The organism is Streptomyces sp. NPDC003248 (assembly GCF_055563235.1).
Genome location: NZ_JBVHDT010000017.1, coordinates 84,295 through 100,365, shown reverse-complemented (window position 1 = coordinate 100,365; position 16,071 = coordinate 84,295). Strand labels below are relative to the sequence as shown.

Genomic DNA, 16,071 nt, shown 5'->3' with positions numbered 1-16,071 from the left:
GATGGGTGCCGATCGCGTTCACGCGTACGGCGCCGCCGCCGGCCTCCTGGGGGACCTGCTCTTCGGCGATCCGCGCCGGGGACATCCGGTCGCCGTGTTCGGGCGGGCCGCGGCCGGCGTGGAGCGGGTGCTGTGGCACGACCACCGCGGGTGGGGCGCGCTGCACACCGCCGTGTGCGTCGGCGGGGCCGTGGCCCTGGGCGCCGGCGCCGCCCGCGCCGTCCGGTCGTCGGCCGCCGCCTCCGTCGCCCTGACCGCCACCGCCACCTGGGCCGTCGTCGGCGGGACCTCCCTCGTGCGCGAGGCCCGGACCATCGGGCGGTGTCTGGAGGCGGGGGACGTCGAGGGCGCGCGGGCCCGGCTGCCGCACCTGTGCGGGCGGGATCCGCAGGCCCTGGACGCCGACGGGATCGCCCGCGCCGTCGTCGAGTCCGTCGCCGAAAACACCTCCGACGCGGTGGTGGGGGCACTGGTGTGGGGCGCCGTGGGCGGCGTGCCCGGACTGCTCGGCTTCCGGGCCGTCAACACCCTCGACGCCATGGTCGGCCACCGGTCGCCGCGTCACCGCCGCTACGGCTGGGCCTCGGCGCGCCTGGACGACCTCGCCGGCTGGCCGGGGGCACGGCTGACGGCCGCCCTCGCCGCCGTCGCCGGGGACGACCCCCGCGGGGCCGTACGGGCCTGGCGGGCCGACGCGCGCAAGCACCCCAGCCCGAACGCCGGTCCGGTGGAGGCCTCCTTCGCCGGCGCCCTCGGGGTGCGGCTGGGCGGGACCCTGTCCTACGGCGGCCGGGTCGAGCACCGGCCCGTGCTCAACGGGGCGGCCGGGCGGCCCGTGGCCGCGCCGGACATCGAACGCGCCGCGCGGCTCTCCCGCCGCGTCGGCCTCCTCGCGCTCGGCGTCACCGTCGCCGCGCGCCTCGTCGCGAAGGGGCGTACGTCATGAGCGGGGGTCTCCTCGTCGCCGGCACCACCTCCGACGCCGGCAAGAGCGTCGTCACCGCCGGGATCTGCCGGTGGCTGGTGCGGCAGGGAGTGAAGGTCGCGCCCTTCAAGGCGCAGAACATGTCGCTGAACTCGTTCGTGACGCGGGAGGGCGCCGAGATCGGACGCGCGCAGGCCATGCAGGCCCAGGCGTGCCGGGTGGAGCCGACCGCGCTGATGAACCCCGTGCTGCTCAAGCCCGGCGGTGAGCAGAGCAGCCAGGTCGTGCTGCTCGGGAAGCCGGTCGGCGAGATGAGCGCCCGCGGGTACCACGGGGGGCGGCAGCGGCAGCTCCTCGGGACCGTGCTGGAGTGCCTCGACACGTTGCGGGGCACATATGACGCGGTGATCTGTGAGGGGGCCGGTTCTCCCGCCGAGATCAACCTGCGGCGGACGGACATCGTGAACATGGGGATCGCGCGGGGCGCCGGGCTGCCCGTGCTCGTCGTCGGCGACATCGACCGGGGCGGCGTCTTCGCCTCGTTCTTCGGGACCGTCGCCCTGCTCTCCCCCGAGGACCAGGCGCTCGTCGCCGGGTTCCTCGTCAACAAGTTCCGCGGCGACGTCTCGCTGCTGGATCCGGGCCTGGACATGCTGCACGGGCTGACCGGGCGGCGCACGTACGGGGTGCTGCCGTTCCGCCACGGGCTCGGCATCGACGAGGAGGACGGGCTGCGGGTGTCGCTGCGCGGCACGGTCCGGGAGTCGGCCGTCGCCCCTCCCGTGGGGGAGGACGTGCTGCGGGTCGCCGTCTGCGCGGTCCCGCTGATGTCCAACTTCACCGACGTCGACGCGCTGGCCGCCGAACCGGGCGTCGTGGTGCGGTTCGTCGACCGGCCGGAGGAGCTGGCGGACGCCGACCTCGTGATCGTGCCCGGCACCCGGGGGACCGTGCGGGCGCTGGAGTGGCTGCGGGAGCGGGGACTGGCCGACGCCCTGATCCGCAGGGCGGCCGAACAGCGGCCCGTCCTCGGCATCTGCGGCGGCTTCCAGCTCCTCGGCGAGCGCATCGACGACGAGGTCGAGAGCCGCAGGGGGCGGGTGGCCGGGCTCGGCGTCCTCCCCGTGCGCGTGCGCTTCGCCCGGGAGAAGACCCTCACCCGGCCCGTCGGGGAAGCCCTCGGGGAGCCGGTCGAGGGCTACGAGATCCACCACGGGGTCGCCGAGGTCCTGGGCGGGGAGCCCTTCCTCGACGGCTGCCGGGTCGGGCAGACCTGGGGCACGCACTGGCACGGTTCGCTGGAGTCGGACGGATTCCGGCGGGCCTTCCTGCGCGAGGTGGCGGCCGCCGCGGGCCGTCGTTTCGTGCCCGCCGCCGGCACCTCGTTCGCCGCGCTGCGCGAGGAGCAGCTCGACCGGCTCGGCGACCTGATCGAACAGCACGCGGACACCGACGCGCTCCGGCGGCTCATCGAGTCGGGCGCGCCGCAAGGACTGCCTTTCATTCCACCGGGAGCGCCCGCATGAGCACAGTGTTGTTGTTGTCGACCGCCGACACCGATCTGCTGGCGGCCCGGTCCGCCTCCGGCGCCTCCTACCGGATCGGCAACCCGACCCGGGTGGACGTCGAGCGGGACCTGCCCGCGCTGGTCGAGGGCGCCGACATCGCCGTCGTACGGCTGCTGGGCGGCAAGCGGGCCTGGGAGGACGGGCTGGCCGCGCTGCGGGCGTCCGGGATCCCGACCGTGCTGCTCGGCGGGGAGAGCGTGCCCGACGCCGAGCTGATGGCCGAGTCGTCGGTGCCCGCCGGGGTCGTCGCGGAGGCCCTGAGGTACCTCGTCGAGGGCGGGCCGGACAACCTGACCGAGCTGGCGCGGTTCCTGTCGGACACCGTGCTGCTGACCGGCGAGGGGTTCGACGAGCCGCGGAGGATGCCCGAGTTCGGGGTGCGCGGGGAGCGGGACCTCGTCGCGGGCCGGCCGACCGTCGGCGTGCTCTTCTACCGGGCCCACGAGCTGAGCGGCAACACCGCCTTCGTGGACACGCTGTGCGAGGCGATCGAGGCGCGGGGCGCCAACGCGCTGCCCGTGTACTGCGGTTCGCTGCGGGGCGCGGACCCCGGACTGTACGAGATCCTCGGCCGGGCCGACGCGCTCGTCGCCACCGTCCTCGCCGCCGGCGGCACCCACGCCTCGCAGGCGTCGGCGGGCGGCGACGAGGAGGCCTGGGACATCGGCGCCCTGGCCGACCTCGACGTACCCGTCCTCCAGGGGCTCTGCCTCACCTCCTCCCGCGCCGCCTGGGACGCCTCCGACGCCGCCCTGTCCCCCATGGACGCGGCGATGCAGGTCGCCATCCCGGAGTTCGACGGGCGGCTGATCACCGTGCCGTTCTCCTTCAAGGAACAGGGGCCCGACGACGTGCCGGTGTACGTCGCCGACCCCGAGCGGGCGGCCCGGGTCGCCGGGATCGCCGTCCGCCACGCCCGGCTGCGGCACAAGCCGAACGCCGAGAAGCGCATCGCGCTCGTCTTCACCGCCTACCCGACCAAGCACTCCCGCGTCGGCAACGCGGTCGGCCTCGACACGCCCGCGTCGGCGGTGCGGGTCCTGGACGCGCTGCGGGACGCGGGGTACGCGCTGACCGAGTACCCCTCCGGCGGCGACGAGCTGATCCACCGGCTCATCGAGGCCGGCGGGCACGACGTGGAGTGGCTGACGGAGGAACAGCTCGCCGCCGCGCCGGCCCGGGTGCCGCTCGCCGACTACCGGGCCTGGTTCGACACGCTCGACCCGCGGCTGCGGGAGGCGATGCTGGAGGCCTGGGGGGAGCCGCCGGGTTCCCTCTACGTGGACGGCGACGACATCGTGCTCGCGTCGCTCCGGTTCGGGAACGTCGTGGTGATGATCCAGCCGCCGCGCGGCTTCGGCGAGAACCCGATCGCGATCTACCACGACCCCGACATGCCGCCGTCCCACCACTACCTGGCCGCCTACCGGTGGCTGGAGAACAGCTTCGGCGCCGACGCGATCGTCCACATGGGCAAGCACGGCACGCTGGAGTGGCTGCCGGGCAAGGGGCTCGGGCTCGGCGGCGGCTGTGCCCCGGACGCCGTCCTCGGTGAACTCCCGCTGGTCTACCCCTTCATCGTCAACGACCCCGGCGAGGGCACCCAGGCCAAGCGGCGCGGGCACGCCACCGTCGTCGACCACCTGGTGCCGCCCATGGCGCGCGCCGACACCTACGGCGACCTGGCGAAGCTGGAGCAGCTCCTCGACGAGTACGCGCTCGTCTCCGACCTGGACCCGGTCAAGGCGCCGGCCGTGCGCGCCCAGATCTGGACGCTGGTCAAGGCGGCCGAGCTCCACCACGACCTGCACGTGGCCGAGCAGCCGGGCGACGACGACTTCGACGAGTTCGTCATGCACATCGACGGCTACCTGTGCGAGATCAAGGACGTGCAGATCCGGGACGGGCTGCACGTCCTGGGCGGCGGCCCGGTCGGTGAGCCGCGCGTGAACCTCGTGCTCGCGGTGGTGCGGGCCGCACAGGTGTGGGGCGGGCGGGCGAACGCGCTGCCGGGCCTGCGGGCCGCGCTGGCCGCGCACTTCGGGCTGGTGGAGAAGGAGCTGCTCGCCGAGCCGGGGGCGCCGGTGAAGGTGCCCGTCGAGCTGACGGACCTGGTGGCGGGGCCGGCGCGCTCCGCCGCCGACGCGATCGACCTGCTGGAGCAGCTGTGCCGGCGGCTCGCGGAGGGCCTGGAGTCCCGCGGGTGGGACACCGCGGCCGTCCCGGACCTGGTCCGTGAGGTGATCGGCGTCCAGCTCCCGGACGCCGTCGCCGTGCTGGAGTTCGCCTGCGCCGAGGTCGTGCCGCGGCTGGCGCGCACCACCGACGAGATCGGGAACGTCCTGCGCGCCCTGGACGGCGGTTACGTCCCGGCGGGCCCGTCCGGCTCGCCGACGCGCGGACTGGTCAACGTCCTTCCGACCGGCCGGAACTTCTACTCCGTCGACCCCAAGGCCATTCCCTCGCGGCTCAGCTGGGAGGTGGGGCAGTCGCTCGCCGACTCCCTCGTCCAGCGGTACCTCCAGGACACCGGCGCGTACCCGAAGTCCGTCGGCCTGACGGTCTGGGGCACGTCGGCGATGCGCACGCAGGGCGACGACATCGCCGAGATCCTGGCGCTGCTGGGCTGCCGCCCGGTGTGGGACGACGCCTCGCGCCGGGTGACCGGGTTCGAGGTCGTCCCGCTCGCGGAGCTCGGCCGGCCCCGCATCGACGTCACGGTCCGCATCTCCGGTTTCTTCCGGGACGCCTTCCCGCACGTCGTCGGGCTGATCGACGACGCGGTCCGGGCGGTGGCCGGGCTGGAGGAGCCCGCCGAGTCCAACTACGTGCGGGCGCACGTCGAGGAGGACACGGCCGCGCACGGCGACCGGCGGCGGGCGACCGCCCGGATCTTCGGCTCCAAGCCGGGCGCGTACGGCGCCGGTCTGCTGCCGCTGATCGACGCCCGGAACTGGCGCTCCGACGCGGACCTCGCCGAGGTGTACGCGGTGTGGGGCGGCTACGCCTACGGGCGCGGACTCGACGGGCGGGCCGCGCGTGGGGACATGGAGACGGCGTTCCGGCGGATCGCGGTGGCGGCGAAGAACGTCGACACCCGCGAGCACGACCTGGTCGACGCCGACGACTACTTCCAGTACCACGGCGGCATGGTCGCCATGGTCCGGCACCTGACGGGCGCCTCCCCCGAGGCGTACGTCGGCGACTCCGCCGTCCCCGACCAGGTCAGGACCCGGACGCTGGGCGAGGAGACGCACCGGGTGTTCCGGGCGCGGGTGGTCAACCCGCGCTGGATGGCGGCGATGCGCCGGCACGGCTACAAGGGCGCCTTCGAGATGGCGGCGACCGTGGACTACCTGTTCGGGTACGACGCCACGGCCGGGGTCGTGGACGACTGGATGTACGAGAAGCTCAGCGCCGAGTACGTCTTCGACGCGGAGAACCGGGACTTCATGAAGAAGTCCAACCCGTGGGCGCTGCGCGGGATCACCGAGCGGCTGCTTGAGGCGGCGGACCGCGGGCTCTGGGCGGAGCCGGACGCCGACACGATCGAGCGGCTGCGCGCCACCTACCTGGAGCTGGAAGGCGACTTGGAGGGCGACGACCAGTGAGTACCCCGTTCCCGTTCACGGCCGTCGTCGGCCAGGACGACCTGCGGCTCGCGCTGCTGCTGAACGCCGTCTCGCCGGCGGTCGGCGGGGTGCTGGTGCGCGGGGAGAAGGGCACCGCCAAGTCCACCGCCGTGCGCGCCCTGTCGGCGCTCATGCCGCTGGTGGACGTCGTCTCCGGGTGCCGTTTCTCCTGCGACCCCGGCTCCCCCGACCCCGGCTGCCCGGACGGCCCGCACGCGCCGGGGGCCTTCGAGTCCCGGCCGACGCGGATGGTCGAACTGCCCGTCGGCGCCTCCGAGGACCGGCTCGTCGGCGCGCTGGACATCGAGCGGGCCCTCGCCGAGGGCGTGAAGGCGTTCGAGCCGGGCCTGCTCGCCGACGCGCACCGCGGGATCCTCTACGTCGACGAGGTCAACCTCCTCCACGACCACCTGGTCGACCTGCTGCTGGACGCGGCGGCGATGGGCGCCTCGTACGTGGAGCGCGAGGGCGTCTCCGTGCGGCACGCCGCCCGCTTCCTGCTCGTCGGCACGATGAACCCCGAGGAGGGCGAGCTGCGGCCGCAGCTGCTCGACCGGTTCGGGCTGACCGTGGAGGTGGCGGCCTCGCGGGAACCCGAGCAGCGGGTGGAGGTCGTCCGGCGGCGGCTGGCGTACGACGACGACCCGGACGGTTTCGCCGCGCGCTGGGCGGACGAGGAGGCCGCCGTACGGGCGCGGATCACGGCGGCGCGGGGCCTGCTGCCGTCGGTGCGGCTCGGTGACGGGGCGCTGCGGCAGATCGCGGCGACCTGTGCGGCCTTCGAGGTGGACGGCATGCGCGCCGACATCGTGATGGCGCGCACGGCGACGGCGCTGGCGGCCTGGGCCGGGCGGACGGAGGTTCTGGCGGAGGACGTGCGGCAGGCCGCGCTGCTGGCGCTGCCGCACCGGCGGCGGCGCAACCCGTTCGACGCGCCGGGGCTGGACGAGGACAAGCTGGACGAGACGCTGGAGCGGTTCGGCGGGCAGGACGACTGCGAGGGCGACGACGACCCCGATCCCGACGGGCCGGGCGGCGGTGGCGGGCGCCCGCCGTCGGAGGGGCCCTCGGAGGGGCCTTCGGAGGGGCCCTCCGAGAGTCCTTCGGAGGGTTCCGAAGGGGGCGACGCCGCCGCGCGGCCGGAGGCCGGGGAGGGCGGGGAGCCTCAGCCGGCCGGGGCCGGGTCGGGTGAGCAGCGGCCCGCGCGGGCCGCGGAGCCGTTCCGCACGAAGGTGCTGAGCGTGCCGGGTCTCGGCGAGGGGGCCGCCGGGCGGCGGTCCCGGGCGCGGACCGAGCACGGGCGGACCACCGGGGCCCGGCGGCCGCGGGGTGCGCTGACCAAGCTGCACCTGGCGGCGACCGTGCTGGCCGCCGCCCCGCACCAGCGGGCGCGCGGCCGGTCGGGGCCGGGGCTGGTGATCCGCCGGGACGATCTGCGGCAGGCGACGCGGGAGGGGCGCGAGGGCAACCTGGTGCTGTTCGTCGTGGACGCCTCCGGGTCGATGGCGGCGCGGCAGCGGATGGGCGCCGTGAAGGGCGCCGTGCTGTCGCTGCTGCTCGACGCCTACCAGCGGCGGGACAAGGTGGGGCTGGTGACCTTCCGCGGGTCGGCGGCCGATGTCGCGCTGCCGCCGACCTCGTCGGTGGACGCGGCGGCGGTCCGGCTGGAGTCGCTGCCGACGGGCGGGCGGACGCCGCTCGCGGCGGGGCTGCTCAAGGCGCACGAGGTGCTGCGGGTGGAGCGGCTGCGGGACCCGGCGCGCCGGGCGCTGGTCGTGGTGGTGACCGACGGGCGGGCCACCGGTGGCCCCGAGCCGGTGGCGCTGGCCTCGCGCGCGGCGCGGCTGTTCGCGGCGGAGTCGGTCGCCTCGGTGGTCGTGGACTGCGAGTCGGGGCCGGTGCGGCTGGGGCTCGCCGGGCGGCTCGCGGGCGAGCTGGGCGGTACGGCGGTGACGCTGGACGAGCTGCGGGCGGACTCCATCGCCGGGCTGGTCAGGGATGTGCAGGGAACGTCGAGGAGGGCCGCGTAGTGCCGCAGGGACAGCCGAGTGTGATTCCGGACGACGGTCTGACGACCCGTCAGCGGCGCAACCGGCCGCTGGTCGTCGTGCACACGGGCATCGGCAAGGGCAAGTCCACCGCCGCCTTCGGGCTGGCGCTGCGCGCCTGGAACCAGGGCTGGCCCATCGGGGTGTTCCAGTTCGTCAAGTCGGCGAAGTGGAAGGTCGGCGAGGAGAACGCCCTGCGGGTCCTCGGCGCCTCCGGCGAGGGCGGCAGCGTCGACTGGCACAAGATGGGCGAGGGCTGGTCCTGGGTCCAGCGGGACGCGCAGATGGACAACGAGGAGAAGGCCCGCGAGGGCTGGGAGCAGGTCAAGCGCGACCTGGCCGCCGAGACGTACCGGCTGTACGTGCTCGACGAGTTCGCGTACCCGATGCACTGGGGCTGGGTCGACACCGACGAGGTCGTGGAGGTGCTGCGGGCCCGGCCGGGCACCCAGCACGTCGTGATCACCGGGCGGAACGCGCCCGCGAAGCTGGTGGACCTCGCCGACCTCGTGACCGACATGTCCAAGGTCAAGCACCCGATGGACGCCGGGCAGAAGGGCCAGAGGGGCATCGAGTGGTGAGGTCGGTGCCCCGGCTGGTCGTCGCCGCGCCCTCCTCGGGCAGCGGCAAGACCACCGTGGCCACGGGGCTGATGGCCGCGCTCGCCGCGCGGGGGCTCGCCGTGTCCGGGCACAAGGTCGGGCCGGACTACATCGACCCCGGCTACCACGCGCTCGCGACCGGGCGCGCGGGGCGCAACCTGGACGCCTACCTGTGCGGGCCGGAGCTGGTCGCCCCGCTGTTCCTGCACGGGGCCAGCGGGTGCGACATCGCCGTCGTCGAAGGGGTCATGGGGCTCTACGACGGGGCCGCGGGCGAGGGCGAACTGGCATCCACCGCCCAGGTGGCGAAGCTGCTGCGGGCGCCGGTGGTGCTGGTCGTGGACGCGTCGTCGCAGTCCCGGTCCGTCGCCGCGCTCGTGCACGGGTTCGTGACGTGGGACCCCGAGGTGCGGATCGGCGGCGTGATCCTGAACAAGGTGGGGTCCGACCGGCACGAGGAGCTGCTGCGGGAGGCGCTGGACTCGACGGGGGTGCCGGTGCTCGGTGCCCTCCGGCGGGTGCCGCAGGTGGACACGCCGTCGCGGCATCTCGGGCTGGTGCCGGTCGCCGAACGGCGGGCCGCGGCGGTCGAGGCGGTGGCCGCGATGGCCGCGCAGGTGAGTGCGGGCTGCGATCTGGACGGGCTGGTGGCGCTGGCCCGGGGGGCCGGCGCGCTGGCGTGCGCGGCCTGGGACGCGGCCGGGGCCGTGGCCGGGGCCGGTCCGACCCCTCCCCCCCGCCCCGCCCCCGGAGGCGAGGTGAGGGTCGCCGTCGCCGGCGGCCCCGCGTTCACCTTCTCCTACGCCGAGCACACCGAGCTGCTCACCGCCGCCGGTGCCGACGTCGTCCCCTTCGACCCCCTCCACGACGAGCGGCTGCCCGAGGGAACGGACGGCCTGGTGGTCGGTGGCGGCTTCCCCGAGGTGTACGCCGGCGAGCTGTCCGCCAACGAGCCGCTGCGGAAGGCGGTCGCCGGCCTCGCGCTGAGCGGCGCCCCGGTGGCCGCGGAGTGCGCGGGGCTGCTCTACCTGTGCCGGGAGCTGGACGGCCGGCCGATGTGCGGGGTGCTGGACGCCACCGCCCGGATGTCGGAGCGGCTCACGCTGGGGTACCGGGACGCGGTGGCGGTGAGCGACAGTGTGCTGGCCGCGGCGGGGACGCGGATGCGGGGGCACGAGTTCCACCGGACGGTCGTCGAGCCGGGTGCGGGGGCGGATCCCGCCTGGGGGCTGCGCGTCCCGCGGCGGCGGGTCGAAGGTTTTGTACAGCAGGGTGTGCACGCGAGTTATCTGCACACGCACTGGGCGGCCGAGCCCGGTGCGGCCCGTCGGTTCGTGGAGAGGTGCCGGACGTCATGAGCAGCAGGCTGATCGGAGTGGGGGTCGGTCCGGGCGATCCGGAGCTGGTGACCGTCAAGGGCGTCAACGCGCTGCGCGCGGCCGAGGTCGTGGTCGTGCCGGTCATGGACACCGGGGAGCGCGGCCGGGCCGAGGCGACCGTACTGCACTACGTGCCCGGCGAGAAGGTCGTCCGGGTGGTGTTCGCGCTGAACGAGCGCAGCGACCGGGCGCGCCGGGAGGCCGCCTGGGACGCCGCCGGGGAGCGGGTGGCCGCGCTGCTGCGCCGGCACGGCAGTGTCGCGTTCGCGACCATCGGGGACCCCAACGTGTACTCGACGTTCACGTATCTCGCCCAGACCGTCGCCGGGGCGGTGCCGGGACTGGTGGTGGAGACCGTTCCCGGGATCACCGCCATGCAGGACCTGGCGGCGCGGTCGGGGGCCGTGCTCACGGAGGGCACCGAGCCGCTGACGCTGGTGCCGGTGACCGCGGGGTCGGGCGTGCTGAAGGACGCGCTGGCCGGGCCGGGCACCGTCGTCGCCTACAAGTTCGGGCGGCAGGCCGCCGAGGTCGCCGAGGCGCTGCGGGAGACCGGGCGGCTGGCGGACGCCGTGTGGGGGGCCTCGCTGGGGCTGCCCGAGGAGTCCGTCCGGCCCGCCGCCGACCTCGGTGCGGAGCCCCTCCCCTACCTGTCCACGCTCATCGCGCCCGCACGGCGCGACGGCGGGCGGGGCGGCAAGCTGTGAGTCCGTCCCCGTCAGCCCGCCAGGCCCACCACCAGCCAGACGAACGCCACGCCCGCGACCGTGCACAGCACGGTCGAGCGGGCCGGGTGCGTGTGGTGGGCCTCGGGGAGGATCTCGGCGGCCGCGAGGTACAGCAGCGCGCCGCCGAAGAACCCCAGGTAGGCGCCGAGCAGCGGCTCGGGGATGGTGACGAACACGGTCGAGGCGGCGCCCAGCACCGGGGCCACCGCGTCCGCGCACAGCATGGCCAGGGCCCTGCGGCGGTCGTTCCCGTACACGCTGGTGATGGTGTACGTGTTGAAGCCGTCCGCGAAGTCGTGGGCGACGACGGCGAGCGCGACGGCCACACCCATGCCGCCGCCCACCTGGAAGGCGGCGCCGATCGCCACACCGTCCATGGCGCTGTGGCCGACCATGGCCGCGGCCGCCGTCAGGCCCACCTCGGGGCTGCGGCCGTCGCGGAGCCTTTGGCTGTCGCGCCCCGGAGACGGAGCGGAGGGAGCGGGAAGAGCACGCCCCGCCGCGCCGTGCTCCTTCGCGCCGTGCGCCGCCGCGCCGTGCTCCTTCGCGCCGTGCGCCGCCTGCCGGTGGGCCAGCAGACGTTCCACCAGATGGGCCAACAGGAACCCCGCGACGAAGAGCAGGAGCGCGGCCGGGACGCCGAGGACCTCGGTGCCGGCCGCCTCCAGGGCCTCGGGCAGCAGGTCCAGGCCGACCACGCCCAGCATCAGGCCGCCGGCCAGGCCCAGCACCAGATGGCGGCGGTCGGTCACCCGCTGTGCCGTCCAGCCGCCGGCCAACGTCATCAGGAACGCGCCGAGCGCGACGAACACCGCCATGCGCCCTTCGTATCCGATCACGCCCCGGCGGCGCACATCCGGCCTCCGCTCGCGGGCGCCGTCGGGCGGCCCCCGCAGGCGGCGCCCGCCTCGGCCGCTGCCCCCGGCACGGCCGGCCGTGCCCGCGCGCACGCCCCCGCCGGCGCACCGGCGTCCTCCCGCACCCCACGGCCGCGCACGACCGTCCGGACGTACGGCAACCCGGCCCGGACGGCCGCCCCCCACGCCGCACGCCCCCACGCGAACACCCGCGCGCACGGCACCCCGGCCCGGACAGCCGTCCCCCGCACCCCACGGCCGCGCACGACCGTCCGGACATACGGCACTCCGGCCCGGACAGCCGTCCCCCACGCCGCACACCCCCGCACGAACACCCGCGCGCACGACGCCCCCGTTCCGCTCGCCCGGTGCCGCACCGTACGGCCGCGCGCGGACACCCGTGCGCACGGAACCCCGGCCCCGCCGGCGCCCGCACGCCCCCCGCTGCCGGGTGCGCCCGGCTCCGCCGCCCTGTGCTGACGCGGCACCCCCGCTCCGTTCCGGCCCGGTCCACCGGGCCGGTCCCCCTTCCGTCATGAGAGGACCCGAACCCATGGCCGACGCCCCCGCCGGCAAGGTGACCTTCGTCGGTGCCGGCCCCGGCGCCGCCGACCTGCTGACGTTCCGTGCCGCGCGAGCCATCGCCGAGGCCGACGTCGTGATCTGGGCCGCGAGCCTGGTGCAGGCGGAGGTCCTCGACCACGCCCGTGACGGCGCCGAGATCCTCGACTCGGCGACCATGTCCCTGGAGGACGTCGTCGCCGTGTACGAGCGGGCCCGTGACACGGGGCTGCGCGTCGCCCGGATCCACTCCGGTGACCCCGCGCTGTGGGGCGGCACGCAGGAGCAGCTCGACCGGTGCCGGGAGATCGGCATCGAGACCGAGGTCGTGCCCGGCGTCTCCTCGTTCTCCGCCGTCGCCGCGCTCGCCCAGCGGGAGCTGACGATCCCGGAGGTGGCGCAGTCGGTGATCCTCACCCGGCTCGGCGGCGGCAAGACGCCGATGCCGCCCGGGGAGGAGGTCCGGGAGTTCGCCCGGCACGGCACCACCATGGCGGTCTTCCTGTCGGCCGCCCGCAGCGGGCAGCTCGTGCGGGAGCTGCTGGAGGGCGGCTATCCGACCGCCACGCCGGTCGTCGTCGCCTACCAGGCGACGTGGCCGGAGGAGCTGGTCGTGCGGTGCACGATCGGCACGCTGGAGGAGACCGTCAAGGAGCACAAGCTCTGGAAGCACACGCTGTTCCTGGTCGGCCCGGCCCTCGACGCGCACGGCACCCGCTCGCACCTGTACCACCCGGGCCACTTCCACGGCTACCGCAGGGCCGACCCGGCCGCCCGCAAGGCGCTGCGCGAGCGGGGTGCCGGTACGTGAGCCGTCCGATCACCGTCGTCGGCACGGGCACCGGGTCACCCCCGGACGACGGCGTCCTCGCGGGCGCCGGCCTCGTCGTCGGCGGACGCCGGCACCTGGACGCCGTACGGCTGCCCGAGGGCGCCGGGCGGATCGTGCTCGGGCCGCTGGCGCCCGCTCTCGACGCGATGGAGGAGTACGTCGCGGCGCGGCGGCGGGTGGTCGTGCTGGCCTCGGGCGACCCGGGGTTCTTCGGGATCGTACGGGCGCTCGCCGAGCGGTTCGGGCCGCACCGGCTGGAGGTGCGGCCCGGTGTCTCCTCCGTCGCCGCCGCCTTCGCCCGGCTCGGCCTGACCTGGGACGACGCCGTGGTCGTCAGCGCGCACGGGCGGGATCCGCGGACGGCGGTGAACCTGTGCCGGGCGTTTCCGAAGGTCGCGGTGCTGACCGGGCCCGGCGCGGGCCCGGCCGAACTGGGCGCGGCGCTCGCCCGGACCGCCCCCGGGCGGGTCCTGGTCGTGGCGTCCGCGCTGGGCGACCCGGCGGGCGAGCGCGTGGAGCGCGTCACCCCGGCCGAGGCCGCGGCCCGCGACTGGGGTGCGGCGGTGAGCGTCGTGCTGTGCCTGGACGAGGGGCGGCTGCTCGGTCCGGTGCGGACCGTCGCGGGACCGGCCGGCCGCCCCGCCGGGTGGGCGCTGGACGAGGACGGCTTCGCCCACCGCGACTCGATGATCACCAAGTTCGAGGTGCGGGCGCTGGCGCTGGCCCGGCTCGGGCCGCGCCCCGGTGACCTGGTGTGGGACGTGGGGTCCGGTTCCGGGTCGGTGGCCGTGGAGTGCGCGCGGCTCGGCGCCGCCGTGAGCGCCGTGGAGAAGGCCGCGGACGGGGTCGCCCGGATCCGCGCCAACGCCGCCGCGCACGAGGCCGACGTGCACGTCGTGCACGGGACCGCGCCGGACGCGCTGGCCGGGCTGGACGATCCCGACAGCGTGTTCGTCGGGGGCGGGGGGCGCGAGCTGGCGGAGATCGTCGGCGTGTGCGCGCGGCGGGCCCGGCGGAGCGTGGTCGTCGCGATGGCCGCGCTGGACCGGGTGCCGGCGGCGCGGGCCGCGCTCACGGACGCCGGTCTCGTCTGCGACGGCGTCCTGCTCCAGTCCTCGCGGCTCGCGCCGCTGCCTGGCGACGTGACCCGGCTGGCGGCCACCAATCCCGTTTTCCTGCTGTGGGGGACCAGAGCCCCCGTCCCTGAAGGACCTGAAGAAGGAGTTCCCCAGTGATCGGCCTCATTTCCGCCACCGCGGCGGGGGCGGCGGCGCGCGACCGGCTGGCCGCGGCGTGGCCGGACCGCACCCGCGTGTACGACGGTCCCGTCGGGGACGCCGTCCGGCGGGCGTTCGCGGAGTGCGAGCAGCTCGTGTGTTTCCTGGCGACGGGCGCCGTCGTACGGCTGATCGCGCCGCTGCTCGGCGACAAGGCGTCCGACCCGGGTGTGGTCTGCGTCGACGAGGCCGGGCGGTTCGCGGTCCCGGTCGTCGGCGGGCACGCGGGCGGCGCCAACGCGCTGGCCCTGCGGGTGGGCGAGCTGCTCGGGGCCCGGCCCGTGGTGACGACGGCGACGGACGCGGTCGGGATCCCCGGCCTGGACACCCTCGGGCTGCCCGTGGAGGGCGATGTCGCCGGGGTGACGCGGGCGCTGCTGGACGGGGAGCCGGTCGTGCTGGACGCGGAGGTGGCGTGGCCGCTGCCGCCGGTGCCGTTCGCCGCGGAGGGCGCGTACACCGTGCGGGTCACGGACCGGGCGGTCACGGCCGGCTCCGGCGAGGTCCTGCTGCGTCCGCCGTCCCTGGTGGTGGGGGTGGGTGCGTCCAGGGGCGCCCCGGTGGAGGAAGTGCTCGACGTGATCGAAGGTGCTCTGCGGGACGCGGGACTGTCCGCGCGCAGCGTCGCCGAGCTGGCCACCGTGGACGCCAAGCGCGAGGAGCCGGGCATCCTGGGGGCGGCCGAGCGGCTCGGCGTGCCGGTGGTGACGTACTCCGCCGAGGAGCTGGCCGCCGTGCCGGTGCCGAACCCGTCCGACGCGCCCCTGGCCGCCGTCGGCACGCCGTCCGTCGCGGAGGCGGCGGCGCTGGCGCGCGGGGGCGCCCTCCTGGTGCCGAAGCGGAAGTCGCGGCGCGGCGACGGCCGTCCCGCGATGGCGACCTGTGCCGTCGTACGGCGTCCGGGGCGCGGGCGGCTCGCGGTGGTCGGGCTCGGGCCCGGCGCCCGGGACCTGCTCACCCCGCGCGCGCGGGCGGAGCTGCGGCGGGCCTCGGTGCTCGTCGGCCTCGACCAGTACGTCGACCAGATCCGCGACCTGCTGCGGCCCGGCACCCGTGTCCTGGAGTCCGGGCTCGGCGCGGAGGAGGAGCGGGCCCGCACGGCCGTCGCGGAGGCCCGTCGCGGGCACGCCGTCGCGCTGATCGGCAGCGGGGACGCGGGCGTGTACGCCATGGCCTCGCCGGCGCTCGCCGAGGCGTCCGACGACATCGAGGTGGTCGGGGTGCCGGGGGTGACCGCGGCGCTGGCCGCCGCGGCGCTGCTGGGCGCGCCGCTGGGCCACGACCACGTGTCGATCAGCCTGTCCGACCTGCACACGCCGTGGGAGGTCATCGAGCGGCGGGTGCGGGCGGCGGCCGAGGCGGACCTCGTGGTCACCTTCTACAACCCCCGCTCCCGGGGCCGCGACTGGCAGCTGCCCAAGGCTCTCGCCCTCCTCGCCGGGCACCGGGAAGCCACGACGCCGGTGGGCGTCGTGCGCAACGCCTCCCGGCCGGACGGGACGAGCCGGGTGACGACGCTCGCCGCCCTCGACCCGGCGACGGTCGACATGATGACGGTCGTGACGGTGGGCAACACCGCGACCCGGACCGTCGCGGGGCGCATGGTGACGCCGCGCGGCTACCGCTGGCAGGAGAGTTCGCAGGAGGAGGCACGGTGACCGA

General features: G+C 75.9%; 11 protein-coding genes. 10 read left to right on the top strand and 1 reads right to left on the bottom strand.

Annotated elements, in window-relative coordinates; translation table 11 throughout:
- The first annotated feature begins 1 nt into the window (after nucleotide 1).
- Genes ACZ3KJ_RS30280 through cobI form a run of 7 tightly spaced genes read left to right on the top strand, consistent with a single transcriptional unit; the run spans nucleotide 2 to nucleotide 10,861 of the window.
- Complete coding sequence (locus tag ACZ3KJ_RS30280; protein WP_467531635.1) at nucleotides 2-946, top strand: cobalamin biosynthesis protein; 945 nt, start codon at nucleotides 2-4, stop codon at nucleotides 944-946.
- A complete protein-coding gene (locus ACZ3KJ_RS30275; protein ID WP_467531633.1) occupies nucleotides 943-2,451 on the top strand; it encodes a cobyric acid synthase in 1,509 nt (502 codons plus the stop codon). The genes ACZ3KJ_RS30280 and ACZ3KJ_RS30275 overlap by 4 nt, the downstream gene beginning before the upstream one ends.
- Nucleotides 2,448-6,104, top strand: a complete 3,657-nt coding sequence (gene cobN, locus ACZ3KJ_RS30270; protein WP_467531631.1) for a cobaltochelatase subunit CobN — start codon at nucleotides 2,448-2,450, stop codon at nucleotides 6,102-6,104. Before ACZ3KJ_RS30275 ends, cobN begins: the two co-directional genes overlap by 4 nt.
- Entirely contained in the window at nucleotides 6,101-8,155 is a 2,055-nt protein-coding gene (locus ACZ3KJ_RS30265) for a putative cobaltochelatase (RefSeq protein ID WP_467531629.1), read from the top strand. The genes cobN and ACZ3KJ_RS30265 overlap by 4 nt, the downstream gene beginning before the upstream one ends.
- Nucleotides 8,155-8,754: a cob(I)yrinic acid a,c-diamide adenosyltransferase gene (cobO, locus tag ACZ3KJ_RS30260; protein WP_467531628.1), complete on the top strand. Its 600-nt coding sequence runs from the start codon at nucleotides 8,155-8,157 to the stop codon at nucleotides 8,752-8,754. The genes ACZ3KJ_RS30265 and cobO overlap by 1 nt, the downstream gene beginning before the upstream one ends.
- Nucleotides 8,748-10,133 (top strand): cobyrinate a,c-diamide synthase, encoded by a 1,386-nt coding sequence (locus tag ACZ3KJ_RS30255; protein ID WP_467531627.1) that lies wholly within the window; start codon nucleotides 8,748-8,750, stop codon nucleotides 10,131-10,133. Before cobO ends, ACZ3KJ_RS30255 begins: the two co-directional genes overlap by 7 nt.
- Nucleotides 10,130-10,861 (top strand): precorrin-2 C(20)-methyltransferase, encoded by a 732-nt coding sequence (gene cobI, locus ACZ3KJ_RS30250; protein ID WP_467531626.1) that lies wholly within the window; start codon nucleotides 10,130-10,132, stop codon nucleotides 10,859-10,861. Before ACZ3KJ_RS30255 ends, cobI begins: the two co-directional genes overlap by 4 nt.
- 11 nt (nucleotides 10,862-10,872) lie before the next feature.
- Here cobI and ACZ3KJ_RS30245 read toward each other — a convergent pair whose 3' ends face one another.
- Nucleotides 10,873-11,700: a ZIP family metal transporter gene (locus ACZ3KJ_RS30245; RefSeq protein WP_467531624.1), complete on the bottom strand. Its 828-nt coding sequence runs from the start codon at nucleotides 11,698-11,700 to the stop codon at nucleotides 10,873-10,875.
- Between the two features lie 592 nt (nucleotides 11,701-12,292).
- On the opposite strand from ACZ3KJ_RS30245, the gene cobM reads away from it, so the two are divergent.
- Genes cobM through cobJ form a run of 3 tightly spaced genes read left to right on the top strand, consistent with a single transcriptional unit; the run spans nucleotide 12,293 to nucleotide 16,067 of the window.
- The gene (gene cobM / locus ACZ3KJ_RS30240) at nucleotides 12,293-13,111 is read left to right on the top strand and encodes a precorrin-4 C(11)-methyltransferase (protein WP_467531622.1); all 819 of its coding nucleotides are present in this window, start codon (nucleotides 12,293-12,295) and stop codon (nucleotides 13,109-13,111) included.
- Nucleotides 13,108-14,367, top strand: coding sequence for a precorrin-6y C5,15-methyltransferase (decarboxylating) subunit CbiE (cbiE, locus tag ACZ3KJ_RS30235; protein ID WP_467531620.1), 1,260 nt, complete (start codon nucleotides 13,108-13,110; stop codon nucleotides 14,365-14,367). The genes cobM and cbiE overlap by 4 nt, the downstream gene beginning before the upstream one ends.
- Entirely contained in the window at nucleotides 14,364-16,067 is a 1,704-nt protein-coding gene (gene cobJ, locus ACZ3KJ_RS30230; RefSeq protein ID WP_467531619.1) for a precorrin-3B C(17)-methyltransferase, read from the top strand. Before cbiE ends, cobJ begins: the two co-directional genes overlap by 4 nt.
- The last annotated feature ends 4 nt before the right edge of the window (nucleotides 16,068-16,071 follow it).